Annotated in this window: 22 protein-coding genes; 11 read left to right on the forward strand and 11 right to left on the reverse strand. The window is 66.9% G+C overall.

Annotation, left to right across the window (positions count from 1 at the left end):
- Nucleotides 1-510: 510 nt before the first annotated feature.
- From PW843_18390 to msrP, 3 genes are all read right to left on the reverse strand, one after another.
- Nucleotides 511-1,068: a hypothetical protein gene (locus PW843_18390; protein MDE1148556.1), complete on the reverse strand. Its 558-nt coding sequence runs from the start codon at nt 1,066-1,068 to the stop codon at nt 511-513.
- On the reverse strand, nt 1,065-1,661 hold the full coding sequence (locus tag PW843_18395) for a hypothetical protein (protein ID MDE1148557.1): 597 nt from the start codon (nt 1,659-1,661) through the stop codon (nt 1,065-1,067). Before PW843_18395 ends, PW843_18390 begins: the two co-directional genes overlap by 4 nt.
- 123 nt (nt 1,662-1,784) lie before the next feature.
- On the reverse strand, nt 1,785-2,732 hold the full coding sequence (gene msrP, locus PW843_18400; protein MDE1148558.1) for a protein-methionine-sulfoxide reductase catalytic subunit MsrP: 948 nt from the start codon (nt 2,730-2,732) through the stop codon (nt 1,785-1,787).
- A gap of 177 nt (nt 2,733-2,909) precedes the next feature.
- On the opposite strand from msrP, the gene PW843_18405 reads away from it, so the two are divergent.
- Nucleotides 2,910-3,434, forward strand: coding sequence for a DUF962 domain-containing protein (locus PW843_18405; protein MDE1148559.1), 525 nt, complete (start codon nt 2,910-2,912; stop codon nt 3,432-3,434).
- 53 nt (nt 3,435-3,487) lie between these two features.
- On the opposite strand, the gene PW843_18410 is transcribed toward PW843_18405, so the two are convergent.
- Nucleotides 3,488-3,958 (reverse strand): DNA starvation/stationary phase protection protein, encoded by a 471-nt coding sequence (locus PW843_18410; GenBank protein MDE1148560.1) that lies wholly within the window; start codon nt 3,956-3,958, stop codon nt 3,488-3,490.
- A 253-nt stretch (nt 3,959-4,211) separates the two neighbouring features.
- Here PW843_18410 and PW843_18415 point away from each other — a divergent pair, with 253 nt between their 5' ends.
- From PW843_18415 to PW843_18425, 3 genes are all read left to right on the forward strand, one after another.
- A complete protein-coding gene (locus PW843_18415) occupies nt 4,212-4,898 on the forward strand; it encodes a hypothetical protein (protein ID MDE1148561.1) in 687 nt (228 codons plus the stop codon).
- Between the two features lie 22 nt (nt 4,899-4,920).
- Nucleotides 4,921-7,335, forward strand: coding sequence for an EAL domain-containing protein (locus tag PW843_18420; GenBank protein ID MDE1148562.1), 2,415 nt, complete (start codon nt 4,921-4,923; stop codon nt 7,333-7,335).
- A 176-nt stretch (nt 7,336-7,511) separates the two neighbouring features.
- Complete coding sequence (locus tag PW843_18425) at nt 7,512-10,202, forward strand: hypothetical protein (protein ID MDE1148563.1); 2,691 nt, start codon at nt 7,512-7,514, stop codon at nt 10,200-10,202.
- 3 nt (nt 10,203-10,205) lie between these two features.
- Here PW843_18425 and PW843_18430 read toward each other — a convergent pair whose 3' ends face one another.
- From PW843_18430 to PW843_18440, 3 genes are all read right to left on the reverse strand, one after another.
- Nucleotides 10,206-10,793: a DUF2239 family protein gene (locus tag PW843_18430; GenBank protein MDE1148564.1), complete on the reverse strand. Its 588-nt coding sequence runs from the start codon at nt 10,791-10,793 to the stop codon at nt 10,206-10,208.
- Nucleotides 10,794-10,874: 81 nt separating this feature from the next.
- On the reverse strand, nt 10,875-13,022 hold the full coding sequence (gene uvrB, locus PW843_18435) for an excinuclease ABC subunit UvrB (protein ID MDE1148565.1): 2,148 nt from the start codon (nt 13,020-13,022) through the stop codon (nt 10,875-10,877).
- A 55-nt stretch (nt 13,023-13,077) separates the two neighbouring features.
- On the reverse strand, nt 13,078-13,815 hold the full coding sequence (locus PW843_18440) for a nuclease-related domain-containing protein (GenBank protein MDE1148566.1): 738 nt from the start codon (nt 13,813-13,815) through the stop codon (nt 13,078-13,080).
- A 198-nt stretch (nt 13,816-14,013) separates the two neighbouring features.
- On the opposite strand from PW843_18440, the gene PW843_18445 reads away from it, so the two are divergent.
- On the forward strand, nt 14,014-15,216 hold the full coding sequence (locus PW843_18445) for a pyridoxal phosphate-dependent aminotransferase (GenBank protein ID MDE1148567.1): 1,203 nt from the start codon (nt 14,014-14,016) through the stop codon (nt 15,214-15,216).
- A gap of 60 nt (nt 15,217-15,276) precedes the next feature.
- Here the strand turns inward: PW843_18445 and PW843_18450 are convergent, their stop codons facing one another.
- The 3 genes from PW843_18450 to PW843_18460 are packed head-to-tail and all read right to left on the reverse strand — an operon-like array spanning nt 15,277 to nt 16,533.
- The gene (locus PW843_18450) at nt 15,277-15,705 is read right to left on the reverse strand and encodes a DUF2442 domain-containing protein (protein MDE1148568.1); all 429 of its coding nucleotides are present in this window, start codon (nt 15,703-15,705) and stop codon (nt 15,277-15,279) included.
- A complete protein-coding gene (locus PW843_18455; protein ID MDE1148569.1) occupies nt 15,698-15,928 on the reverse strand; it encodes a DUF4160 domain-containing protein in 231 nt (76 codons plus the stop codon). Before PW843_18455 ends, PW843_18450 begins: the two co-directional genes overlap by 8 nt.
- A gap of 50 nt (nt 15,929-15,978) precedes the next feature.
- On the reverse strand, nt 15,979-16,533 hold the full coding sequence (locus tag PW843_18460) for a hypothetical protein (protein ID MDE1148570.1): 555 nt from the start codon (nt 16,531-16,533) through the stop codon (nt 15,979-15,981).
- Nucleotides 16,534-17,157: 624 nt separating this feature from the next.
- On the opposite strand from PW843_18460, the gene uvrC reads away from it, so the two are divergent.
- The 6 genes from uvrC to PW843_18490 all read left to right on the forward strand — a co-directional run bounded on the left by uvrC (nt 17,158) and on the right by PW843_18490 (nt 23,099).
- Nucleotides 17,158-19,125: an excinuclease ABC subunit UvrC gene (uvrC, locus tag PW843_18465; GenBank protein ID MDE1148571.1), complete on the forward strand. Its 1,968-nt coding sequence runs from the start codon at nt 17,158-17,160 to the stop codon at nt 19,123-19,125.
- A 125-nt stretch (nt 19,126-19,250) separates the two neighbouring features.
- Entirely contained in the window at nt 19,251-19,895 is a 645-nt protein-coding gene (pgsA, locus tag PW843_18470; protein ID MDE1148572.1) for a CDP-diacylglycerol--glycerol-3-phosphate 3-phosphatidyltransferase, read from the forward strand.
- Between the two features lie 4 nt (nt 19,896-19,899).
- Nucleotides 19,900-20,151, forward strand: a complete 252-nt coding sequence (gene moaD, locus PW843_18475; GenBank protein ID MDE1148573.1) for a molybdopterin converting factor subunit 1 — start codon at nt 19,900-19,902, stop codon at nt 20,149-20,151.
- Between the two features lies 1 nt (nt 20,152).
- Complete coding sequence (locus PW843_18480; protein ID MDE1148574.1) at nt 20,153-20,611, forward strand: molybdenum cofactor biosynthesis protein MoaE; 459 nt, start codon at nt 20,153-20,155, stop codon at nt 20,609-20,611.
- 331 nt (nt 20,612-20,942) lie between these two features.
- A complete protein-coding gene (locus PW843_18485; protein MDE1148575.1) occupies nt 20,943-22,247 on the forward strand; it encodes an ATP-binding protein in 1,305 nt (434 codons plus the stop codon).
- A gap of 303 nt (nt 22,248-22,550) precedes the next feature.
- Complete coding sequence (locus PW843_18490) at nt 22,551-23,099, forward strand: hypothetical protein (GenBank protein ID MDE1148576.1); 549 nt, start codon at nt 22,551-22,553, stop codon at nt 23,097-23,099.
- Nucleotides 23,100-23,414: 315 nt separating this feature from the next.
- On the opposite strand, the gene PW843_18495 is transcribed toward PW843_18490, so the two are convergent.
- A complete protein-coding gene (locus PW843_18495) occupies nt 23,415-24,749 on the reverse strand; it encodes a DUF1329 domain-containing protein (GenBank protein MDE1148577.1) in 1,335 nt (444 codons plus the stop codon).
- Between the last annotated feature and the right edge of the window lie 22 nt (nt 24,750-24,771).

A 24,771-nucleotide genomic window follows, 5' to 3' on the forward strand; every position in this document is an offset into this window, starting at 1 on the left:
GCCAGCGTTTCGTTCGTCGTTTCATCGTGCGGCGTTCACCGCGTCGATGACCAAACATCTACTCGCTTGCTTCGTCACCGTCAAGTATCTTTTTTCGTCTTCGTTCATTTTTTCAAATCAACGTCGACGCCACAGATACCAGACTGGCTATTCGTTCGATCGCTGGCGTGGATACCGGAACCTTATTAGATGATCAAGCATCATTTTCGGTCCGACATACTCACGCCCCGGCGAACTTCATTAGCCAAAGCAGCGTTAGATGTTTTTACTTTTCAGAGAACCACGCCGCGATTACTCGCGGCTACCGACCCGATGTTCAACCGTCGTGCGGCCAACCAGGGGTCAGGGCGGCGGGTTATAGGGGAAGGTCCGGGGGCTGTAAAGCGCTTTCTTGACCCTTTTTGGCGCCTGCCTTCCGAAGGCTGCCCTGATCAAATCAGGGGTGGCATTGCCTTGAACAGGCGCGTCCGGAAACCGGCCCCACCCCACCGCCACAGGGATGGCCCGGCGTCAGGCGCTCTCCCGCTGGGCGGCGCCCAGGTTGGGCGCCTCCGTCAGGTCGCCCTCATGCGGGACCACGTCCAGGATTTCATGGCCCTGGGCGGCGGGGAAGCGCAGCAGGGCCTTGCGCCGCGCCCGCGTGGGATCGGCGGCGTAAAAGAAGAAGTAGCGCCCCTCCGCCCACAGCTGCGTCACGCGGGTGGGTTCCGACGGCAGCGCCTCGGTCCGGCGGATAAGGACGATCCAGCCGGTTTCCTGCAAACCGCGCCGCTCATCCGTCACCAGGACGCGGCGATCCACCTGTTCCAGCCCGTTCACATGGCGGGCCAGGGCCTGGATATGGTCGCCCACCTGGGCCGATTCGACATCGTCCGCCCGGCTGGTCAGGCGTTGCGCCAAGCTTTCCCGCGCCAGCGTACGCACCTGGTGGCTGAGCACCCGCCGGCGGTGCCGCAGGTCCCGTATATTGTGCCGGGTGCGGGCCAGCCGGCGTTGTGCCCGCTGGAAGGCCGGCTTCACGCCGATGGCCACGATCATCAGACCCAGGGCGAAGGCGAACCAGTTCATGGGGCCGGATCCAACGCCATGGTGGCCGGATCGGTCACGGCCACGTCGGCGGACAGGGCCTGGGCATGGGTCACCTTGAAGCCCAGCATGCGGGGATAGGCCCGCTCATACTCCGCCCGCGCCTCCTCCAGGCTGGTGGCCCAGATGTGCACGGGCACCGGGCGGGCCCAGCTGTTGTCATAAAAGGCATGCCGATCCCCCCGCTTCACCTGGTGGGAAACGCTGCTGTTCATCACCATGAATTCGAACGGGCGGTTGGGCAGCAGTTCCGGCCCCAGGCTGCGGATGAACCGGTGGGGCGCCGTCTCCAGCTCCCGCACCTTTTTCTTAAGCTGGGCCTCCTGCCGTTGGGCGGAGAACAGCACCGTGGCGGCGTTGCCGGCACCGTCCTTGCGGGCGTCCACCCGTTCGGACAGGCCGTTGGCCAGTCGGGCATACCGGGCCAATTGCTGGCGCAGGCCACTGACGTCGGCCAAATGTTCCACCACCAGGCCATGGACGTGGGCGCCCAGGGAGACGAGCACGCTCAGTCCGGCGGTCGCCAGAAAAACGAAAAACCCGAACTCCAGAATGGCCATAATGCCCGCGGTCACCCTGATCGCCCCTTTGGCAGTACACGGATGGCCAATACTTTAAATTATCCGGCAGAAGCGGCAAGTCGTTATTCGAGACGGCTATTTGGTTAACGGGAAGTTACCAGATGATCACTTCTGCAACTACATGAATAGCGCCTCTTTCTCCAAGCCCTTGTATAGGCCGGCCACCTGGGCGCCATAGCCATTGTATATCTGGGTAGGAACCGACTCGTTGCTGCCCAGCAGCCGTTCGCGCGCCTGGGACCAGCGGGGGTGCGGCACCGCCGGGTTCACGTTGGCCCAGAAGCCGTATTCATCGGCGTTGAGCAGCCCCCAGAAGGTCTTGGGCCGCTTGTCCGTGAAGCTGATTCGCACCACCGACTTCACCGACTTGAATCCGTACTTCCACGGCAAGGTCAGGCGCAGGGGCGCGCCGTTCTGGCCAGCCAGGGGTTTGCCGTAGAGGCCGGTGGACATGAACGCCAGCTCGCTGGTCGCCTCCGCCATCGTCAGGCCCTCGACATAGGGCCAGGGGTAGAAGGGCTGGCGCAGGCCGGGGGCGGCGTAGGTGTCGCGGCCGAAGGTCTGCAGCTCCACATATGTCGCCGACGCCAGCGGCTTGGCGAAGGCCACCAGCCTGGCCAGGGGGAAGCCCATCCATGGCACCGCCATGGCCCAGGCCTCGACACAGCGGTGGCGGTAGAGGCGCTCTTCCACCGGCATGGCCTTCAGCAGATCGTCGATGCCCAGGGTCAGGGGTTTTTCCACCATGCCGTCGATGCGCAGCGTCCAGGGACGCAGCGGCATCTTCTGTGCCGCCGACACCACGTCCTTCGACGTGCCGAACTCATAGAAGTTGTTGTAGCTGGTGGCGGCATCCTCCGGCGTCACCGGCCGGTCCAGGGTGTAGGCGGGATTGCGCACCGGGGATTCGGCCGCCTGGGCGCGACCGCCCAGGCTTCCCCCAAGCGCCAGCCCGCCGGCGATGCCGCCCGCGGCCTTCATCAGGCTGCGGCGGTTGAGGTAGGCGCCTTCCGGCGTCGCCGCCGATTCCGGCAATTCCCAGTCACGCTTGGTCCTGACCAACATGGCGCATTCCTTCACCAACCGCCCCAACCGGGCTGTCCTATAAGTGAGGGGGCGATGGTGGCCTGATCAAGGGGTGCGGCACCATGGTGCCGATAGCCGGGCGTTAGCCCCAAATCGACCGCGCCGACGGCGCCCTCTTCTCCTATTATATAGGGGACAACAAACCGGGAGGGGGCGATGGCCGATACGGCAGGGGCGGGAACGCTGTTCGAGCGCCAGATGGCGATGTACGTGACCTATCACCGCGACGCCCGCAACAAGGCGACCCACGCGGTGGGCATTCCCCTGATCGTCTTTTCCGTGGTGCTGGCCACCAGCCTGGTGTCCATCGCACCCCCCGTTACCCTGGGCCTGATACTGTCCGTGGTGGTCTGGGCGCTGTGGATCGCGCTGAACCGGCCCATCGGTCTGGCCCTGGGCCTGCTGGTCGTCCCGTCGGTGGTCCTGTCGGCCTGGCTGGTGGAGCGGCTGCCGGTGGCCGGCGTGCAGGGACTGGCGCTCGGCCTGTTCGTGGGCGGCTGGGTCTTCCAATTGCTGGGCCACGTGTTCGAGGGCAAGAAGCCCGCCCTGGTCGACAATTTGTTCCAGGCGCTGATCGGCCCCATGTTCGTGGCGGCGGAAGGGCTGTCGGCCCTGCACCTGCTGCCCACCGGGCTGATGGACCGCATCGAGCATGGCGCGGCGCTGCGGACGGCCGAATAAGAAAAAGGCGGCCCGGAACCGGACCGCCTTCGACTTTCCACCTTGATGAAATCTCAGCCTTCCAGCATGGCGCGCAGCATCCAGGCCGTCTTCTCATGCGTCTGCATGCGCTGGGTCAGCAGATCGCACGTCGGCTCGTCACTGGCCTTCTCCGCCACCGGGAAGATGGAGCGGGCGGTGCGGGCCACCGCCTCCTGCCCCTCAACCAGCTGGCGGATCATGTCGACCGCCTTGGGCACACCCGTCTCTTCCTTGATGACGGTCAGCTGGGCGAACTGGGCGTAGGAGCCGGGGGCCGGAAAGCCCAGGGCGCGGATACGCTCCGCGATGTCGTCCACCGCCACCGACAGTTCGGTGTACTGGGTCATGAACATGGTGTGCAGCGTGTTGAACTGCGGGCCCGTGACGTTCCAGTGGAAGTTATGCGTCTTCAGGTACAGCGTGTAGGTGTCGGCCAACAGGCGGCTGAGCCCCTCGGCAATCGCCTTGCGATCCTGTTCCGAGATGCCGATGTCGATAGCCATTTCTTCTTACCTTTCTTGACTGCGTCGAACCTATGCCTCGCCGACAAAGGTAGTCCCATCGTCCCCACCCTCGCAAGCGTTGTTTTTAGAATAATTCTAAAACTTATCCATACCTATCCGTAAGGCGGGAACCGCCGATTTTCCTTGGGGGCCGGCGCTCCGTCGCCCACATGGCATCCTATCCGCGGGCCAACGCCTGGCCGCGGACCTGGATTCGTGTGTCCAAAAAACAGCCAGCCTTCGAGGGGCTTTCATGGGTTTCGCCGTCGGCGCCGATCATGGTCGCGCGGGAGTGAGGGGGGTGGCCTGCCTGGCGGCGGCGCTGGCGCTGCTGTGCGCGCGGCCCCTGCGGGCTGCCGACCTGACGGTGGTGGTGACGGACGCCGCCGGCCATCCCGTGGCCGACGCCGTGGTCACGGCCACGCCCGAGGGCTCCACCCTGCCCCCGACCGCGCCGCCCGTGCCGCTGGTGATGGACCAGATCGACGAGACCTATGTGCCCTATGTCATGGTGGTGCCCAAGGGCGGTACCGTCACCTTCCGCAACAGCGATCTGACGCGTCACCACGTCTATTCCTATTCAGAGGCCGCGAAGTTCGAATTCGTGCTGGCGCCCGAGCAGATCGGCCAGCGCAAGTTCGACCAGGCGGGCGTGGTGGCCTTGGGCTGCAACATCCATGACCATATGATCGCCCATCTGTACGTGACCGCCGCCCCCTTCGCCGCCGTCACCGGCCAGGACGGCAAGGCCAGGCTGACCGGCCTGCCGGCGGCCAGCACCACGGTGGTGGCCTGGCTGCCGCGCCTGAAGCCGGGCACGCCGGCACCGCAGCAGACGGTGGCGGCCTCATCCCTGGGTGGGGGCCCACTGACCATGGTGTTGCCACCCCTTGTGCCGGACAGCCGCCAGGCCCAAGATCCCGACCACGGCAGCAATTAAGCACGAACTGGATCGGCCCCCCGTGGCACTCGGCTTCCGCAACCGACTGGCGTTGTTCCTGGTCGCGACCCTGGCGGTCGTGCAATTGGGTACCATGTCCATCCTGTACGGGGTGGCGCGGTCGGCCATGATCGACGCCGGCAAGCAGCAGCTGGTGATCAGCGCCGCGTCCTTCACCCGTCACCTGGGAACCCTGTCGGATCACCTGGGCGAGGATGCCCGGGTCATGTCGCTGGACTATGCCCTGCGCCAATCCGTGGCCACCCACGACAGCGGCACCGCCATCAGCGCGCTGCGCAATTTCGGGCGACGGGTGGGCGCCAGCCGCATGCTGCTGATCAACCTGGACGGCACCATCGCCGCCGACACCGCCCATCCCCGCGAACTGACGGGCCTGGGCCGCTTCGCCTTTCCCGACCTTCTGCCCCAGGCGGTGGACAACGGCCGGGCGGCGGCGGCCGGCGTCATCGACGGCACGCCCTACCGCCTGGTGGTGGTGCCGGTGCTGCTGCCCGACCCGGTCGCCTGGATCTGCATCCTGGTGCGGGTGGATGACCGCTTCGCCGAGGAACTGCGGGCCCTGTCCCCCCTGCGCAAGGACATCGCCCTGGCGGGCCAGATGGCACCGGACGCCGGCTGGACGGTGGTGGCCGCCGCCGGCGACCCGGTGGCACCGCTGGCCGGCATCGCGCCGCCGGGAACCGGGGCGGCATCGGTGCCACAGCTGATGGACAAGGCCGGGGCGGAATATCTGGTGCTGACCGCCCCACTGGCCACCGCCCCCGGCAGCCTGCCGATGATGGCCGTGCTGCAATACCCGCTGGACCAGGCGCTGGCGCCTTACCGCAAGGTGCTGCTGTACATGGGCGCGCTGATGGCCGGCGGCCTGTTGGTGGCATTGGCCGGCATCGTGCTGATTTCCCGCAGCGTCACCCGGCCGGTGACGGCCTTGGCCGCCGTGGCCCGCCGCATCGCCGACGGCGACTATGCCCACCTGCCGCCCGTCACCGCGGATGACGAGATCGGTCAGTTGACGGTGGCGCTGGACGACATGGCCCGGGCCATCGCCGACCGTGAGGAACACATCCGCCACCAATCCCTGCACGACACCGTCACCGGTCTGCCCAACCGCCTGCATCTGGAGGAACGGGTGGATGGCGCCATCGACCGGGGCCATGCCGTGGCCCTGCTGCTGCTGGGCCTGGACCGGCTGCGGGAGGTCGCGAACACCCTGGGCCACGACCTGGCCGACCGCATCGCCCGCGATGCCGGCGACCGCCTGGTGCGCACGCTCGCCGCCAATGGGGCAGCGGACGCCTTCATCGCGCGGGTCGAGCACGGCTTCGCCGTCCTGCTGGTGGACCACGACCGGGCCGACGCGCTGGCCCTGGCCCCCGCCCTGGTCGCCGCCTTCGAGACGCCCTACAGCGAGGCGCCCTATGGCCAGGCCGACGTGACGGTGGATCTGGCGGCCGGGGTGGGCATCGCCCTGCACCCCGACCCCACGCCGGACGCGCCACCCGCCGACAGCGCCGGCGTGCTGTTGCGCCATGCCGACGTGGCCATGCTGGACGCCCGCGCCACGGAGCCCTTCATCCGCGTCTACGACCATGCCGCCGATCCGCACCGGCCGGAGCGGCTGTCGCTGATGGGCGATCTGAAGATCGCCATTGAGCAGGACGCCCTGGATCTCGCCTACCAGCCCAAGCTGGACCCGCAATCGGGCACGGTGGTGGGCGCGGAGGCGCTGGTGCGCTGGACCCACCCCAAGCGGGGCTTCGTGCCACCCGACAGCTTCATCCCCCTGGCGGAGGAAACGGGCACCATCCGCCTGCTGACCCGCTGGGCGCTGGGCCGCGCCCTGCGGCAGACGGCGGCCTGGGCAGCGGCCGGGCACGATCTGCGCCTGTCGGTGAACCTGTCCGTCCGCGACCTGGGGGACCAGTCCCTGCCCGGGCGTATCGGCGAGTTGCTGGCAGAGACCGGGCTGCAAGCCGACCGGCTGATGCTGGAGATCACCGAAAGCGCCATCATGGGTGAGCCGGAGGCCGCCATCGCCATGCTGCGCCGCCTGGCCGCCCAGGGCGTGGAACTATCCATCGACGATTTCGGCGTGGGCCAGTCCTCCTTCGCCTATCTGCGGCGCCTGCCGGTGCGGGAGATCAAGATCGACCGGTCCTTCATCATGGCGCTGGACCAGACGCCGCAGGACCAGGCCATCGTCCGCTCCATCATCAAGCTGGGGCACAATCTGGGCTACAAGGTCACGGCCGAGGGCGTGGAGAACGCGGCCTCGCTGGTCCTGCTGGGCGACATGGGCTGTGACCTGGCCCAGGGGTATTTCATCGCCCGCCCCCTGGCGCCCAGCGCCTTCGCCGATTTCCTGGCGGCCCACGCCGCCGGCGAAACGCCCGCCCAGAAGCAGGCGCGCGGCTGACGGCATCCGGCTGATTACGGCCGGTTTCCCCTTCCTTCCCATCCGCGGGCCCCAACCCGTCCCAGGATCGGCCCTGCCGCCGGATCCTAACCCTCAGACCATTGGACTATGTCCATAGACATAGATATTAATACCTAACAATATCGCAACGTTTACCTCTATGGGGGAGGTTTGGCGTGCTTCGAGATGCCACCAGCCGGGATCGCTGGTTCGTGCTGTCCCTGTGCCTGTTTCCCATCCTGGCGAAACTCCACCTCCTGTTGGGCCTGCTGAAGGCCGACCCCCTGCTGTTCTATGCCGGCCTGACACCGCGCAACGGCCCGGGCTGGCTCAACGGCTATCCCACCATCGACCCAAACATCGCAGCGACATCCCAGGCGCTGGGCGGTGGGGCCGTGAAAAGCGTCCTGTCAGGTGCCCTGCCTTGGTGGAACCATTTCCAGGGCGTGGGGGCGCCGCTGCTGGGGGAAATGCAGTCCGCCGCGCTGTTCCCGCCCACGCTGCTGCTGGCCCTGCCCAACGGCCAGCTTTACATGCACCTGCTGCTGCAGGTCATCGCCGGGGCGGCCACCTATTTCCTGCTGCGGCGCCTGGCTTGCCCGCGATCCACCGCCCTGGTCGGGGGCCTGCTGTTCGAATTCAACGGCACCTATGCCTGGATGGCCACCGCATCCATCAACCCGGTGTGCTTCCTGCCCCTGTTGCTGCTGGGCATCGAGGTCGCGCGGGACCGCAGCGGGCGGTGGGGCGGATGGGGCTGGATCGCACTTGCCCTGGCCCTGTCGCTGTACGCCGGTTTTCCGGAGGTCGCCTATTACAACGCCCTGATGGCGGGTGTGTGGATCCTGGCCCGCCTGCCGGGCCTGCCCCGGCCCGAGGCGTGGCGCTTCCTGGGACGTGTGACCCTGGGAGTGGCCAGCGGCCTGATGCTGGCCGCGCCAGTGATCATCGCCTTCTTCGATTTCCTGGACGATGCGTTCGTCGGCCAGCATACGGGCGGCTTCACCGCCTTTTCCCTGCCGCCCAGCGCCTTCATCAAGGTCTTCGTCCCCTATCTGCACGGCCTGATCTACGAACAGCCGGTCACGGCCGCAGGGTTCTGGAACGATGTCGGCGGGTATGCCGGCATCCTGCCGGTGGCGCTGTCCCTTTATGCGCTGGCGGGAATGACGCGACGGCTGGCCCCCCTGCGGCTGGCGCTGGGCCTATGGGTGGCGGTGACCGTCGCCGCTTGTTACGGCGTGCCCGGCGTGGCCAAGGCGCTTGCCGTCGTGCCCGGTTTCGCCCTGACGGCCTTCTATCGTTATCTGCCCTGCACCTGGGAATTCGCCCTGTGCGTCCTGTCCGGCCTGGCCCTGGCCGACCTGGCGGCGGGATATCGCGACGCGCTGGACGCCCGGCGCAGCGTCCGCGCCTTCTGGATCGCCAGCGCCGCCCTGGCCGGCCTGTTGCTGGCGGCCTTCGCCCTGCCCCAGCCGGCATCGGTGGCGGAAATCGTCACGCCATGGCGCGCCCGGTCACTGGCCTTCGCCGTGATTCTGCTGGTGGGTTGGTTCTGGTGCCGGCCGCGGATGAAGACGGATGCCGCGCCCCGCGTCCTGGCGGTGCTGGCCGTGGTCGAGGCGGTGGTCTTTTTCGTCATCCCGACCATGGCCTATCATCGCAAGGCACAACTGGAACCGGCCGGCATCCGTTTCCTGCGCGACAATCTGGGCTTCCAGCGCTTTTACACCCTGGGGCCGATCGAGCCCAACTACGGCACCTATTTCCAGATCGGCGAGGTCAATCACGACGACATGCCGGTGCCGGCGCGGTGGGTGGACCATGTGGCCCATCACCTGGACGACAACGCCACAGCCAGTGTTTTCGCCCATAACCGCCTGCGGCCGGACGGGCCGTCGCCCGTGGAAAACTTCCTGAAGAACCAGGCCAATTACCAGGCCGTGGGCGTGAAGTACCTGGTGACGGCGCCGGACACCGACCCCTATGCCCGGCACTACGCCGATATCGCCGCCGGCCCCAACACCCCGCTGGTCCTGCAAAGCGGTCAGCGGGCCGGCCTGACGCTGAAGGACCCGGGACTGGGCGGCACCCTGAGCGGCCTTGCCCTCCCAGTGGGCACCTATGGCGACCGGTCGGATGGCGTGTTGTCCGCCACCGTCTGTTCCCAGGGCCGGTGCAGCATCGGCAGCGCCGCGCTGGGCGGGGCCGCCGACAACCACCCCTTCACCATCATCCTGGATGATCCCCTGCCGCTGGGCACGGACCTGACGGTGGAATTGGATTACGACGACGCCAACACCCCGTTGGTGCTGTGGATGTGGCCACGGGCCGCCAACGCCCGGACCTCAATCTCCCATGAAGGGCGGGAGATCGCGGACCAGACCTTCCGTTTCCAGCTGGATCTGGCGGACCATCCGCCGCTGGTGTTCCAGGACCGGGCGATGCGCCTGTACGAACTGCCGGCCCCACGGCCTTACCTGGACGCGGCCGGCTGCCAGCTGTTTCCCCGCAGCCGGGACAGTTTCGACAGCGACTGCCCGGTGCCCACGACGCTGACCCGCCTGGAACTGGCCATGGCCGGGTGGCGCGTGACGATCAACGGACAGGAACAGCCGGTGGCGATGGTCGCGGATCTGTTCCAGCAGATCACCCTGCCCGCCGGCCAGGCCAGCGTGTCCTTCCGCTTCCTGCCGCCCTACATGCCCTTGGGCTATGGCCTGTTCGCCATCGGCTGCGCCCTGCTGGTGTTGACGGTGGGCAACCCCCTTGCAGCACGGCGCGTTCTGGCCGGCATGCCGCTGGGTGGACGTTCCCCCATCGGGCAACCGGCACTGGATGGGGCGATGATGCCGACTGCGGAATAGGGATCAGGCGGCGAAGGCCGGTTCGGCCAGGCGCAGGGTATGGGCCAACACGTCGGGCGGCCAGTCGCGGGCCTGGTTTTCGAAGGTCGCGCGGTCCCCGGCAAACAAGGCGCGGGCGGCTTCCTCGAAACCCGGCCGGTCACCGGCCATGGTGGACATGAAGCGATAGGCCGCCTCACGCGCCAGCCGCACACGATCCTGGCCTTCGTTGGCATGGCGGGCGGCATCCACCAGGCGACGCAGCGCGACGGAGGCGCCGCCCGGCTGAGCGGCCAGCCATTCCCAGTGCCGGGGCAGCAGGGTCACCTCCCGCGCCACCACGCCCAGCTTGGGCCGGCCGGGCCCGGAGCGCGGGGCGGGCGTCAGGTCGGCCGGGAACACCGGCGCCAAGCGGCCGCGAATCTCTTCCGCCGTGCCGCGCAGATCCAGGTCGATGGGGCGCGCCGTTTCGTCATTGAAGATGAAGATCAGGTCGGTGGTGCCGGCGTCCAGCGCCGCCTTGGCCGCCAACGCGGCCTCCACCAGCGTGCCCGTGGCCAGGTGACGGGTGCCGGCGAAGGCGGTGCAGCGCATTTCCGGATCCAGGCCCATGGCATTTCCCTCCGCCTCAAGAAGACGGAAAGGTTTGTAGGCCGATCACCGCATCCCGTCAATATTACCCGGATAAAATCCTCAAGGACCGCGACGACGACGGCCACCCCCGGATGATTTTCCCGGCGGGCGGCCAGTCGGCAGGGGCGCCTTGGCCGACTTCTCGCCCACCGCACTGGCCCGCAAGGGGGTCGCGTTAGGGTCAATGCCCAGGTCGATGGCCTCCAGCCGGCGGATTTCGTCGCGGATGCGGCCAGCCTCCTCGAACTCCAGGTCGGCGGCGGCGGCGCGCATCTTCTTTTCCAGGTCGGCGATGACGGCCTTGAGGTTGTGACCGACCAGCCCCGCCTCGTCCGCCAGGCCCGAATCCACGTTCACGCGGTCGCCGCGTTCGTAGACGGAGCTCATGACGTCGGCGATCTGCTTTTTCACCGATTCCGGCGTGATGCCGTTGGCCTTGTTGTAGGCCTCCTGCTTTTCCCGGCGGCGGCTGGTTTCCTCCAGCGCCGCCTTCATGCTGTTGGTGACCTTGTCGGCATACATGATGGCGCGGCCGTCGACGTTGCGGGCGGCGCGGCCGATGGTCTGGATCAGCGAGGTGCGGGAACGCAGATAGCCTTCCTTGTCGGCGTCCAGGATGGCGACCAGGCCGCATTCCGGGATGTCCAGGCCTTCGCGCAGCAGGTTGATGCCGATCAGCACGTCGAAGGCGCCCAGGCGCAAATCGCGGATGATCTCGATCCGCTCCAGCGTTTCCACGTCGGAATGGATGTAGCGGACCTTGATCCCGGCCTCGTGCATGTAGTCGGTCAGCGCCTCCGCCATCTTCTTGGTCAGGGTGGTGACCAGGACGCGCTGGCCCTTGGCGATGCACTCGCGGCATTCGGCCATCACGTCGTCCACCTGGGTCTCGGTGGGGCGGATGAGGACGGGGGGATCGATCAGGCCGGTGGGCCGCACCACCTGTTCCACGAACACGCCACCCGTCCGTTCCAATTCCCACGGGCCGGGGGTGGCGGACACGAACACGGATTGGGGCCGCATGGCGTCCCATTCCTCGAACTTCAGCGGGCGGTTGTCGATGCAGACCGGCAGGCGGAAACCATAGTCCGACAGGGTCGATTTGCGCATGTAGTCGCCTTTGTACATGCCGCCCACCTGGGGCACCATGACGTGGCTTTCATCGACGATCAGCAGGGCGTCTTTCGGCAGATATTCGAACAGGGTGGGCGGCGGTTCTCCCGGCGCGCGCCCCGAGAGATAGCGGGAATAGTTCTCGATGCCGGCGCAGGAACCGGTCGCCACCATCATCTCGATATCGAAGGTGGTGCGCTGTTCCAGCCGCTGGGCCTCCAGCAGCTTGCCCTGGGCTGAGAATTCCTCCAGCCGCACCTTCAGGTCGCGCTTCATCTGCTCCACCGCCTGCAACAGCGTGGGCTTGGGCGTGACGTAATGGCTGTTGGCGTAGATGCGCACCTCTTTCAGGCTGGCGATCTTCTCGCCCGTCAGGGGGTCGATCTCCTGGATGGTCTCCAGCTCATCCCCGAACAGGCTGAAACGCCAGGCCCGATCCTCCATATGCGCCGGAAACAGTTCGATGGTGTCGCCGCGCACGCGGAAGGAACCGCGGCCAAACCCCAGATCGTTGCGCTTGTACTGAAGCTCCACCAGCCGCTGCAGGAACTGGGTGCGGTTCACCATGGCCCCCACCTTCATCGGCAGGGTCATTTCCGAATAGGTCTCGACCGAGCCGATACCGTATATGCAGGACACCGACGCCACGATGATGCAGTCGCGCCGTTCCAGCAGCGACCGCGTGGCGGCATGGCGCATGCGGTCGATCTGCTCGTTGATCGAGCTTTCCTTCTCGATATAGGTGTCGGTGCGGGGGACGTAGGCTTCGGGCTGGTAATAGTCGTAATAGCTGACGAAATATTCCACCGCGTTGTCGGGGAAGAAGCTTTTCATCTCCCCATACAACTGCGCGGCCAGCGTCTTGTTGGGCGCCAGGATCAGGGTGGGGCGCTGCAGCCGCTGGATGACGTGCGCCATGGTGAAGGTCTTGCCCGACCCGGTGACACCCAGCAGCACCTGGTCGCGCTCACCCGCCGTCAGCCCCGCCATCAATTCCGTGATGGCCTGCGGCTGGTCGCCCGCCGGTTCGAACTCCGACTGGATGCGCAGGGGGGGGCCGTCCGTGACCGCCGGCAGGGCGTCACCCCGCGGCATGGTCATGGGCGTCGGCAGGACGGGTTCCAGGGTGTGGATATCTTGCGGCATGGCCTCAAGGTAGGCTGCGCCGGGCCACTTTTCCAGAGCGCTTACCCGTTTTGTTCCCATTTGATGGGGCCGTCCGCGATGGGGCCTCGCCCCGGCCCGGAACGGCGGCCTTGCCGCCCGCCTTCACCAGGGCCTTGCACAGGGGTTCCCACGCCTCGGCCAGGGCCTCGCTCTCCGTCCCGTCCTCACGCGCCATGGCCTTCAGGGCCGCCTGGAAATCGCCGGACAGGCAGGCGGTGCGGGGAATGCCGCTGGTGAACTGGGTGACGTCGGGGAAAACCACCAGCACGCGGATGCGCGCCAGGGGGAAACGTCCGCGCAGGGCGTGGATCAGCGGCTGAAGCTGGACCACCGGATTGGTGTACAGCCCCAGCTTGCCGCTGGCGGTGACGTAGCGCCACTGCCCGGCCTTGGCGCCGGCGCTGATCTTGCCGCCGATGTCGCCGGGCGCGCTCAGCACGATCAGCACGCTGGCCGGCAGGCGCACCAGATGGTCGATGCGCATCGGCCGCCCCTGCTTGTCCCGGACATGCAGGCCGTGGACGACGGAATAGCCCTCGTCGTCCAGCGCCAGCTTGCGCCGGTAGGCCTCGGCATTATAGCGGCGGCGGGACTGGGTGCGGGTCTTGGGCCGCAGGGCCCACATCACCACCAGGATCAGGACGATGACGACAAGCGCCACCGTGCCGATGGTGACCATCTGGCTGAGGTTCATCAGCTCTGTCGGGTTGTCCTGCGCCATGGCGGTTGATTAAACCATCGCGCCGGGACTGTCACCGGTTGTCGCCCCCATCCGCGGCGGCGGCGGCCGGCGCGCAGCTTTATGTCGCGGCACCGACAGCCCGGCAGGCGCGTCATGCAGCGGCTGCGGGTTGTGCCCCATTTTGCCCAGGCGTAAGGTCCGCCGCGGATTTTTCATTTCCCAACAAGGGTAGCCGTCATGTCGATCGTTGCCGAGCGCCTAGCCCGGATCAAGCCGTCCCAGACCATTGCCGTCACCGCCAAGGCCCGCGCGCTGAAAGCCGCCGGCCGCGACATCATCGGCCTGGGCGCCGGCGAGCCGGACTTCGACACGCCCGACAATATCAAGCAGGCGGCCATTCGCGCCATCCAGGCCGGCCAGACCAAGTACACCGACGTCGATGGCACGCCGGAGCTGAAGCGCGCCGTCTGCCTGAAGTTCGCCCGCGAGAACGCGCTTGAGTACAAGCCGGAGCAGGTGAGCATCGGCACCGGCGGCAAGCAGGTGATCTTCAACGCCATGATGGCCACCCTGTCGGCCGGCGATGAGGTCATCATTCCCGCCCCCTACTGGGTCAGCTATCCCGACATCGTGCTGATGGCCGAGGGCACCCCGGTGTTCGTGGAGTGCACGGCCGCGGCCGGCTTCAAGATGAAGGCGGAACAGCTGGAAAAGGCCATCACGCCGCGCACCAAGTGGGTGATGCTGAACAGCCCGTCCAACCCCTCGGGTGCGGCCTACACCTATGATGAGATGAAGGCCCTGACCGACGTGCTGGTGCGCCACCCGCACGTCTGGGTCTTCACCGACGACATGTACGAACACCTGGTCTACGACGACTTCAAGTTCGTGACCCCGGCCCAGGTGGAACCGGCCCTGTACGACCGCACCCTGACGGTCAACGGCGTGTCCAAGGCCTACGCCATGACCGGCTGGCGCATCGGCTACGGCGCCGGGCCCGTCCAGTTGATCAAGGCGATGGCCAACGTCCAGAGCCAGTCCACCAGCAACCCCAGCAGCATCAGCCAGGCGGCGGCGGTGGAGGCCCTGGTGGGCCCGCAGGACTTCATCAAGGAACGGGCCGAGGTGTTCCGCCAGCGCCGCGACCTGGTGGTGTCCATGCTGAACCAGGCCCAGGGCATCGACTGCCCCCGGCCCGAGGGCGCCTTCTACGTCTATCCGTCCTGCGCCGGCACCCTGGGCAAGACCACGCCCAGCGGCCTGGTGCTGAACACGGACGAGGACTTCGTCACCTATCTGCTGGAAGCGGAAGGGGTGGCCGTGGTGCACGGCAGCGCCTTCGGCCTGGCCCCGCACTTCCGCATCAGCTACGCGACCTCGACCGAGGCGCTGGAAGAAGCCTGCCGCCGCATCCAGCGCGCCACGGCGGCCCTGCGCTAAGTTCACGCTTCCGCTTTGACGAGGATGGCCGCCCTGGCAACGGGGCGGCCGTTCTTCGTTTCACGCGCGGGCCTTCTTGGGCCGGCCGCCGCGCTTACCGTTCTCACGGGCCGCCGCCGCCTTGGCGCCACCCCTGGCCTGCCCACCAGTGGCACCCAGGACAGCCGCCGGCGAACGCTGCGCCATCCATTGCGGGGAACCCAGAACCCCTTCCAGCAAGGCCGGCACATAAACGTCCGCATCCAGCCGTGGGAAATGCAGCCCCAGCCCGAAAGCCTGCACCTCGATTTCCGCCAAGTCCGTTGCGGCTGCCCCGGCCAGGCCCTCAACCGCCTGTGGAGGGAAGCCCAGTTCAATCCCCGTGGTGAGGCACACGATCACCCGGTCGCGGTCGGCATCATAGTGTGCGCTTTCAGCCCGGGGGCCCCGCAAACGCGCTTCGCCCCGGGCCAGCGCGGCATCGAACGCCTCTGCCGTCAGTTCAGCCATGAATGCGCCTCCATTCCGCCAGCAGGACCTCTTGGTGGGCTGAGATCATTTCCATGATCCGGCGGGCCTCCCGTTCCGTGCACCCGATGGCCTCACGCAATTCCATTCCGATCAGATTGACCACCACGGCCAGCCCCGGGCCCAGAATGTGGACATGCGCCGGTGGATGGTCGTTGGGATAAATCACGACACGCAGGCCATCCAGGCGCAAGACCGTGGGCATGTGCCATCCTATCGGAAACCCAAGCGCTTAGGAATATGGCGATCGCTGTGTTAACGCGGCGACCACCGCGGGCTGTCCGGCGATTCCGCCGGCGCGCGCAGGGGCTGGGCCAGGACCACCACCCAGATATAGGCATCGTTGGGTCCGCCCGGCGTGGCGTTGGGCACGCGGGCCACGCCCACATCGGTCATGCCGGGGGTGGCCAGCGCACCGACGGTGGAGCCTGTGTCCTGCCAGATGGCCAGGGGCTGGCCCGGGTCGCCCGACGCCCGGGCCTCAAGCGCGATGTCCTGCATGGGCACGTACAGGGCGTGGATCAGGCCCTGGCGCAGGTCCGGCGTCTCCATCCCGCTGGCCAGCGCGAGGGCGCGGGCGGCGGCGGCATCGTCCAGCACCGGCTGGCGGGTCAGGGCCGGCAGCCCGGCCTGGATGCGGGTCTTCTGCAGGAAGTCCATCAAGGTTTCGGCCGCCGCGCGGTCCGCCTGGCCCATGGTCACCGGCGTGCCGACGGGCACGGCGGCCGACGCCCGGTTGCAGGTTCCATCCAGCGCACCACCCGCCACCAAAATTCCGGTCGTCAGCATCAGGGTCGCCAGGACGCGCATCACGTCTTCTCCATTATGGGGCCGCCTGCGCGGCCGAATAGCAGCCAACCGCCAATCGCGATCGGGACCAACTTTAGGGGGAGAGTGTGGCGGAAAATCGACCGCGCCCACCACCCTGATCTTGCGTCGCGGCGGTCCGGTGGGTGGTGATTCTTTCGTGCCGTTCAAGCCCATCCCAAGGAAGTGCCGCGAAACCCTTGGAAAACCGGCAGGACAGGAAGTTTTACACAACGCCCGCCCCTGAAATCAGACAAACCCTGTCAACCCTTATCTGGGTCTAAATGAACTATTTGTTAGATATTGACAGAAGTGGTTTTAAGTAAAATCAATGAGATAGCTGTTTATGCCTAAAAATTGGGCAAAATCCGGAAAGCCTTATGGCGCCTAGCGCGGCACACGCTGTCAGCTATTTTTCCGCAAACTTATCCACAGGTTCCGTGGAAGATCGTGGGGTTTTCCACCGGGGCCTTCACGCGGTTTGATTCGCACCATTGAGGTAACCCGAAAGGTGGATCGACCATACGTTACGGCGATGCGGGATCCACAACCGGGAGCCGGCCGGCACCCCCACAGGGCGTGTGCATGACCATTGACCCCGCAAGCGCAATCGGCAGAGTGTCCGGCATGGCCATCATCGACGATACCCCCCTGCCCCCGCCCCCTCCGGACGCGGGGCCTTCAGACACGGTGAACACCGACGCGCACACGGCGCCCGGGGCGGCCAAGCCGCGCCGCCGCACCGTGGCCGACCTGAACCGGGGGGTGGAGACCATCAAGGCCTATCTGCGCACCCTGCCGGTGACGCCCGGCGTCTATCGCATGATGAACGAGCACGGCGACGTGCTGTACGTGGGCAAGGCCCGCGCGCTGAAGCGCCGGGTGGCCAACTACACCATGCCGGCCAAGCTGCCCATCCGGCTGCAGCGCATGGTGGCCGAAACGGTGACCATGGAGTTCGTCACGACCCATACCGAGGTCGAGGCGCTGCTGCTGGAATCCAACCTGATCAAGCGCCTGATGCCGCGCTACAACGTGCTGCTGCGGGACGACAAGACCTTCCCCCACATCATGATCACGCGGGATCACGACTTTCCGGCACTGATCAAGCACCGCGGCGCCCGCGACCGGGCCGGCGACTATTTCGGGCCCTTCGCCTCGGCCGGCGCCGTCAACCGCACCATCACCGCCTTGCAGCGCGCCTTCCTGCTGCGCAACTGCACCGACAGCGTCTTCTCATCCCGCACCCGCCCCTGCCTGCAATTCCAGATCAAGCGCTGCACCGCCCCCTGCGTCGGCCGGGTCAACCGCGCCCAGTACGGCGAGCAGGTGGATGAGGCGGCCGCCTTCCTGGCGGGCAAGAGCCGCGACATCCAGACCCGCATGGCCAACGCCATGATGGAAGCGTCGGAGGCGCTGGACTTCGAGTCCGCCGCCAAGATGCGCGACCGCATCCGGGCATTGACCGCCATCCAGGCCCACCAGGACATCAATATGGAGGGCATGGAGGACGCGGACATCATCGCCGCCTACCAGGACGGCGGCAGCACCTGCGTCCAGGTGTTCTTCTTCCGTGGCGGGCGCAACAATGGCAACCGCGCCTATTTCCCCAGCCACGACAAGAACCAGGGCACGGCAGAAGTGCTGGCCGCCTTCATCGCCCAGTTCTACGACAACCGCGCCGCCCCCGGCCTGGTGCTGATCAGCGAGGAACCGGAGGAGCAGGACCTGCTGGCTGAGGCGCTGACCCTGCGGGCCGGCCGCAAGGTGGAACTGGCCGTGCCCAAGCGCGGCGACAAGAAGCGCCTGATGGACCACGCCCTGACCAACGCGCGCGAGGCCCATGGCCGCCGCCTGGCGGAAACTGGCAGCCAGGCCAAGCTGCTGGCCGGCGTGGCGGAAATCTTCGGGCTGGAGGCGCCGCCCGCCCGCATCGAGATCTACGACAACAGCCACATCCAGGGCGCCCACCCCATCGGCGGCCTGGTGGTGGCGGGCCCCGACGGCTTCATCAAGAACGCCTACCGCAAGTTCAACATCCGCGACCCCAAGGCCGCCGGCGACGACTTCGCCATGATGCGCGAGGTCATGACCCGCCGTTTCGAGCGCGCCCTGAAGGAGGATCCGGAACGCGGCGGCGAGACCTGGCCCGACCTGCTGCTGATCGACGGCGGCGAGGGCCAGTTGGGCGTGGTGGTGGAGGTGCTGGCCGAACTGGGCCTGTCCGACATCCCGCTGGTGGGCATCGCCAAGGGGCCCGACCGCGACGCCGGGCGCGAGCGCTTCTTCATGCCCGGGCGTCCGCCCTTCGGCATGGACCCGCGCGACCCCGTGCTCTATTTCCTGCAGCGCCTGCGTGACGAGGCCCACCGCTGGGCCATCGGCAGCCACCGCCAGCGGCGGGAGAAGGCGATCAGCGCCAGCCCGCTGGATGAGGTGGCGGGCATCGGGCCTAAGAGGAAGAAAGCGCTGCTGCTGCACTTCGGTTCCGCCCAGGCGGTATCGCGTGCAGGCTTGGCCGATCTGCGCTCCGTGGAGGGGATATCCGACACGGTTGCCAAAATCATCTATGACCACTTCCATCCGGACGGTTAAACTACAGATCAATGGACCAGCCGGAACGCGCCCGACCCGAACCTTTGCAACAAGGGTCGGGCGAGGTGTGTTGGATGACCGGCCATTTAAGATCGTCCCTCTGTGATCGCCCCTGGGATCGCCCGATGCTGACCAGCCTGCCCAACCTGTTGACCCTGTCGCGGATCATCCTGATCCCCGTCATCCTGGCCCTGCTGTGGTTCCCGGCGGCGTGGACGGCGTGGACCGCCGCCGGCCTGTTCGCGCTGGCAGCCATCACCGATTATTTCGACGGCTATCTGGCGCGCGCCTGGAAGGAGGAGTCGCTGATCGGCCGCTTCCTCGACCCCATCGCCGACAAGCTGCTGGTGGCGGCGGTACTGTTCCTGCTGGTGGCCGACCATAAGATCGTGGGCCATGCCGTGCTGCCGGCCGTCATCATCCTGCTGCGCGAGGTGGCGGTGTCGGGCCTGCGCGAATTCCTGGCGGGCCTGCGCGTCTCGGTGCCGGTATCGCGCCTGGCCAAGTGGAAGACCACCATCCAGCTGATGGCCATCGGCTGGCTGATCGTGGGCGACCACGGCCCCGACGCGCTGCATGTGCGGCCGGTGGGCGAAACCCTGCTGTGGCTGGCGGCGGCGCTGACCCTGATCACCGGATGGGACTATCTGCGCGCCGGCCTGCGCCACATGCTGACGCCCCCGGGCACCGCGCCGGCCGAGCAGCCGGTCAAGGCCGCCCCCACCGCAGCCCCCACGCCCGGCGTCAATGCCGTGCGCACCGGGGCCTGAGATCATGCGCATCCTGTATTTCGCCTGGCTGCGGACCAAGATCGGCACCGCGGAGGAGGATGTGGCGCCGCCGAGCCATGTCCACACCACCGGCGACCTGATCGACTGGCTGGTGGCCCGCGGCCCCGGCTATGCCGACGCGCTGGCCAACCGCGCCGTCGTCAAGGTGGCGGTCAACCAGGACTATGTCGGGCTGGACCATCCGCTGGCGGCGGGGGATGAGGTGGCACTGTTCCCGCCGGTGACGGGCGGCTGACATGGCCATCAAGGTCCAGGCCGAAGACTTCGACGTCGGCGCCGAACTGGCGTCCCTGACCGACGGCAACACGGCCATCGGCGGTGTCGCCAGCTTCGTCGGCCTGGTGCGCGATTTCGCCGGCGGCATGGCCGTCGACGCCATGACCCTGGAACATTATCCCGGCATGACCGAGCGCCAGCTGGCCGCCATCGAGGCGGCGGCGCGGGCGCGCTGGCCGCTGGACGCCGTGCTGATCATCCATCGTCATGGCCGCCTGTTGCCCGGCGACCGCATCGTCCTGGTGGCCTGCGCCAGCGCCCACCGGGCCGCCGCCTTCGAGGCCTGCTGGTTCCTGATGGACTGGCTGAAGACCAAGGCCCCCTTCTGGAAGCAGGAGGAGACGGCGGAGGGCACCCGCTGGGTGGCGGCGAAGGAAGAAGACGACGACGCGGCCGCCCGCTGGACCGCATCGTCCTGAAACCACCGCCTCGGGCCAGCCGCCCCAGGGCCGTCGGGATGGCGAACGTACCCTTAAGCCGGCCGATGGCTGGCCCGGCGCACTATTGTATACCTGCCGCAACATATTGTTTCATCGCAATCCCCTGAAGAATAGGGAAAATTCCGCTCGCCCCGTTACACGGCGACCCGTCCGCGTCCTGTTTATGCGTCATGTCTAATACGTCCGGCCTAGTCTTTCCTATATTGGATATGGCCTTGCCCGAGACTTCCCATTTAGTGATTCAAGCGCGGACGGACAGCGACATACGCGCGGATTCGTTGTATAAAGCGGGATCAGCGTTAGAGACAACATGCCCGGACTATTCAAAGACCCGGCCGGCTTTCTGGCCCAATCGCAGCGCAACGCCACCATCCTGCTGGTGGACCCCAACCAGGGCGCCCTGATCACTCTGGTGGATCTGCTGCGCCATGGCGGTTTCCGCTTCATCCATTGCCGGGAGGATGCCCGGTCCTTGCCGCTCCACTGTCGGGAATTGTCGCCCGACGTGCTGGTGCTGGACCAGGGTGGGGAAACCGCGGAGGCGGTGGCCGATCTGATGGCCACGCTGGCCCAGTTGCACACCCTGCCCGCATCGGCACGGCCCACCACCCTGCTGCGCGCCGGCACACTGGACGCCCGCGCCCGGGAGGAGGCGTGCCGACGGGGCGTAAGCGACTTCATCGCCCCCGCCTGCCCGCCGATGGACATCGTGGCGCGAGTCGCCGCCGCCGCCCAGTTGCAGTTCCTGACCCGGCAATCGGCACAGCAGCAGAAACAGGTGGAGGCGCAGGTGACGGACCGCACCGCCCGCCTGCTGGAATCGGTGGAGGCGATGCAGGAGCGGGAGCGGACGCTGCTGTCGGCGCTGGAGCAGACCCGCATGGAGATCCGCCAGAAGGCGGACTTCCTGGCCCATGCCACGCACGAACTGCGCACGCCACTGAACGCCATCCTGGGCTTCGCCGACCTGCTGCGGCGGGAATTCCACGGCCCCATGGGCGACGCCCGCTACCTGGAATATGCCGAGGACGTGCACGCCGCCGCCAGCCACATGGCCGCCGTGGTGGACGACACCCTGGACCTGAGCCGGGCCGAGTCGGGCCAGGTCACGTTGGACGTGCGCGAGGTCGATGTCGGCCGCGCCGTGCACGACAGCACCCGCATGCTGCGCACCCTGGCCACCGACTGCGGCGTGGACCTGGCGGTGAAACTGCCGGACCAGCCGTTGCGCCTGCGCACCGACCCGGAAAAGATCCGCCAGATCATCCTGAACCTGGGCTCCAACGCCCTGAAGTTCACGCCGCGCGGCGGCCGGGTGACGGTGGAGGTGCAGGCCGACACCAAGGGCGGCGCCCTGATCCTGATCGTGCGCGATACCGGCGTGGGCATGGCGCCGCACGAACTGCCCGTAGCGCTGAAGCCCTTCGGCCAGGTCCGCGATGCGCAACAGCCGGGCGTGCGTGGCACCGGCCTGGGCCTGCCGCTGACCAAGCGCTTCGTGGAAATGCTGGGCGGCACCCTGGACATCGCCAGCGTGCCCGGCCGCGGCACCGTGGTGACGGTACGCCTGCCCGGCATGCCGGAGCAGACGGGTGAGAACCGAGCCACGGCATAATGTAGTCCTCAAACGGCGGGCGCCGGCGTCCGCCGGCTTGCCTCATCCTCGATTTCCAGTCCGCTGACGCTCCCCGTAAATCTCCGGCGGCCCCAGTCGGGGCCTACGGCGGCATGGGTTAAGCCCCATGCCGCTCGTGCAATAAGCTCCCGCCACCGTTCCGGTCTTTGCGTTTAGCGCCAAGACGTTTCGCGCAGAGCGGTCGTTATCGCCCGGCCGTGCCAACGGTATTCCTTGTCCTCGACGGCGGGCCCTTCCGGCCCACCCTGAGCAGCCCCACCTCGGGCAACCAAGGAAACCATCATGCAAGTCCTGACCGACCGTATCCTGTCCCAGTCCGCCTATAGCGCCGAGATCGACGTGCCGTTGGCCCAGGTGGATATCGGCGACTGGCTGTTCACCCTGCCGGAGGCGGAGTACCTGCGCTGCTGCGTGCCCGACCACATCGCCGCCGGCGTCACCACCACCGATGACGGCCGCCCCATGTCCATCAATGTGGAAATGATCGGTACCGGCCTGGTGGTCCAGCATTATGTGGCGGAAGAGGTCACCCCCTCCTACGTCCGCATGAACTCCATCTCCGACGTGTTCACGCCCAAGGGCCGGACCCAGGTCAACGTGGTGTGGGAACTGATCGCGGAAGCCATCCAGGGCGACCGCACCCGCTACACCAACCGCGTCACCGCCCACCCCACCGACGTCTTCCTGGCCTTCCTGGAAGCCAACGGCCAGACCTTCGAGGAAGCGGCCGCCGGCCGGCAAGCAGCGGGCGGCGACCATAACCGCCGCGAGACGCCGGAATTCGCCGCCAGCATCGCCCGGCGGGCCAAGGTCCGCGCCCGGGCGGCCTGAAATACTGCTTTACGTTTAGGGAAGCTTGACCGGCACCATTTCCACCGGTGAAAAAGGAAAAGCCCGCGGGAGGTGCGTCCTTCCTCCCGCGGGCTTTACGCGTCCGGCGGCCCTGAACCCGCCGGACGCGATCTTATAGTTTTCCCCTCAGGCGCCGGGCGGGCGCATCCACGCCCTTGGCTTATCCTCAGTTTCCAGTCCGCTTCACTCCCCGGAAACTTCCGGCGGACGCGGTCGCGTCCTAGGAAAGAAGGTGTGGAATGAGTAGAGGGACGTGGCGACGCGGAGCTGCCGCGTCGCCGTCACTGGTTGCCTTTACCGCACGCCGGCGCGGCGCAGGCTGTCGGGAGAGAAGTCGGACGCCGACAGGTTGACGTTGAAGTTGTAGGGCTTTTCCTGGTTGATGAAGCCGCTGGCGGTGTAGCGGCCCGACTGCAGGTCGTACACGGTGAACAGGCCGGCCCAGTAGCTCTGGATGTCGTAGTAGTTGATGCCGTGGGCCTCGGTCACGCGCCACAGCTGTCCACGGTTGTCGTACTGATCGGCGACCAGGATGTTCCAGCTGTCCTCATCCACATAGAAGGTGCGGCGGGAATAGATGTGGCTGGTGCCGGACTTCAGCTTGCCGTCCACCACCCAGACCCGGTGCAGCTCATAGCGCGGGAAATCCTGGTTGATGTGGCCGGCCTTGATGATCTGGTCGTAGGTGTGCTTGTCGCTCTGCAGATCATAGGCGTTATAGGGGACGTACATCTCCTTCTTGCCCACCAGCGTCCATTCGTACCGGTCGGGGGAGCCGTTGAAAACGTCCAGCTGGTCGGAGGTGCGCAGGCCGTCGGTCGCCGTGCCGGGGTTGTCGTAGGCGACGTTGGGCGCGCGGCGCACGCGGCGCTGGCCGGGGTTGTAGGTCCAGGCGTTACGCGGTTCCTTGATCTGGTCCATGGTCTCATGCACCAGCAGGATCTCACCCGCCAGACGGGCCGGCGCCGTCACTTCCTGCTGGAAATACAGCGAGGTCTGGCCGTCCGGGCCGGTGTCGTTGTAGAGGAACTTCGATTTTTCATCGATGTTGATCATGGTGTAGGAGCCGTCGGACTGCGGGTTGGCCTGGCCGTACTGGCGCTCCACCTGCTTGCCCTTCCAGCGCAGGACGTGGTTCCACACCACCTCCACGCCCGTCTTCGGAATGGGGAAAGGCACGCCGATCTTGGCGCCTTCAACGCCATTGCCGTCGTCCACCAGCTTGGCCCGGGTGGCGTTGGCGATGGTCTCGTCATAGACGCTCTTGGGCAGCGAGGCGCTGCGGTGCGTCGGATAGACGTTCAGCTTGTAGTCCGGGTACTGCTTCAGCAGGGCCTTCAGGCCTTCCGGCAGCTTGTCGGCATACTGGCCCGCGTTCTGGCCGGTGATGGTGAACAGCGGCTTGTCGCCGGCATAGGGATCCACATATTGGCCGCCCGGCTTGTAGCCCGCCGGCGGCGTGGTGATGCCGCCCGTCCATTCCGGAATGGTGCCGTCCTTGTTGGCCGCCTTTTCCGCGCCGTTGGGTGTCAAGGTCTTGCCCAGGTCGGCCGCCGTCTGGGCCGCCGCCATGCCGCCCAGGAAAACGGCCAAGGCGCCGCCCATCAGCGCGGTGTTCGTCCACTTCATTCTTTTTCCTCCCTAATGCGCC

The organism is Azospirillaceae bacterium, assembly GCA_028283825.1.
GTDB lineage: Bacteria > Pseudomonadota > Alphaproteobacteria > Azospirillales > Azospirillaceae > Nitrospirillum.

What these genes read in the sequence shown, in the direction of transcription:
- PW843_18390 (MDE1148556.1), bottom strand. Translation starts at nt 1,068, where the DNA reads ATGAACTGGTTCGCCTTCGCCCTGGGTCTGATGATCGTGGCCATCGGC.
- msrP (MDE1148558.1), bottom strand. Translation starts at nt 2,732, where the DNA reads ATGTTGGTCAGGACCAAGCGTGACTGGGAATTGCCGGAATCGGCGGCG.
- PW843_18405 (MDE1148559.1), top strand. Translation starts at nt 2,910, where the DNA reads ATGGCCGATACGGCAGGGGCGGGAACGCTGTTCGAGCGCCAGATGGCG.
- PW843_18410 (MDE1148560.1), bottom strand. Translation starts at nt 3,958, where the DNA reads ATGGCTATCGACATCGGCATCTCGGAACAGGATCGCAAGGCGATTGCC.
- PW843_18415 (MDE1148561.1), top strand. Translation starts at nt 4,212, where the DNA reads ATGGGTTTCGCCGTCGGCGCCGATCATGGTCGCGCGGGAGTGAGGGGG.
- PW843_18430 (MDE1148564.1), bottom strand. Translation starts at nt 10,793, where the DNA reads ATGGGCCTGGATCCGGAAATGCGCTGCACCGCCTTCGCCGGCACCCGT.
- uvrB (MDE1148565.1), bottom strand. Translation starts at nt 13,022, where the DNA reads ATGCCGCGGGGTGACGCCCTGCCGGCGGTCACGGACGGCCCCCCCCTG.
- PW843_18440 (MDE1148566.1), bottom strand. Translation starts at nt 13,815, where the DNA reads ATGGCGCAGGACAACCCGACAGAGCTGATGAACCTCAGCCAGATGGTC.
- PW843_18445 (MDE1148567.1), top strand. Translation starts at nt 14,014, where the DNA reads ATGTCGATCGTTGCCGAGCGCCTAGCCCGGATCAAGCCGTCCCAGACC.
- PW843_18450 (MDE1148568.1), bottom strand. Translation starts at nt 15,705, where the DNA reads ATGGCTGAACTGACGGCAGAGGCGTTCGATGCCGCGCTGGCCCGGGGC.
- PW843_18455 (MDE1148569.1), bottom strand. Translation starts at nt 15,928, where the DNA reads ATGCCCACGGTCTTGCGCCTGGATGGCCTGCGTGTCGTGATTTATCCC.
- PW843_18460 (MDE1148570.1), bottom strand. Translation starts at nt 16,533, where the DNA reads ATGCGCGTCCTGGCGACCCTGATGCTGACGACCGGAATTTTGGTGGCG.
- uvrC (MDE1148571.1), top strand. Translation starts at nt 17,158, where the DNA reads ATGGCCATCATCGACGATACCCCCCTGCCCCCGCCCCCTCCGGACGCG.
- pgsA (MDE1148572.1), top strand. Translation starts at nt 19,251, where the DNA reads ATGCTGACCAGCCTGCCCAACCTGTTGACCCTGTCGCGGATCATCCTG.
- moaD (MDE1148573.1), top strand. Translation starts at nt 19,900, where the DNA reads ATGCGCATCCTGTATTTCGCCTGGCTGCGGACCAAGATCGGCACCGCG.
- PW843_18480 (MDE1148574.1), top strand. Translation starts at nt 20,153, where the DNA reads ATGGCCATCAAGGTCCAGGCCGAAGACTTCGACGTCGGCGCCGAACTG.
- PW843_18485 (MDE1148575.1), top strand. Translation starts at nt 20,943, where the DNA reads ATGCCCGGACTATTCAAAGACCCGGCCGGCTTTCTGGCCCAATCGCAG.
- PW843_18490 (MDE1148576.1), top strand. Translation starts at nt 22,551, where the DNA reads ATGCAAGTCCTGACCGACCGTATCCTGTCCCAGTCCGCCTATAGCGCC.
- PW843_18495 (MDE1148577.1), bottom strand. Translation starts at nt 24,749, where the DNA reads ATGAAGTGGACGAACACCGCGCTGATGGGCGGCGCCTTGGCCGTTTTC.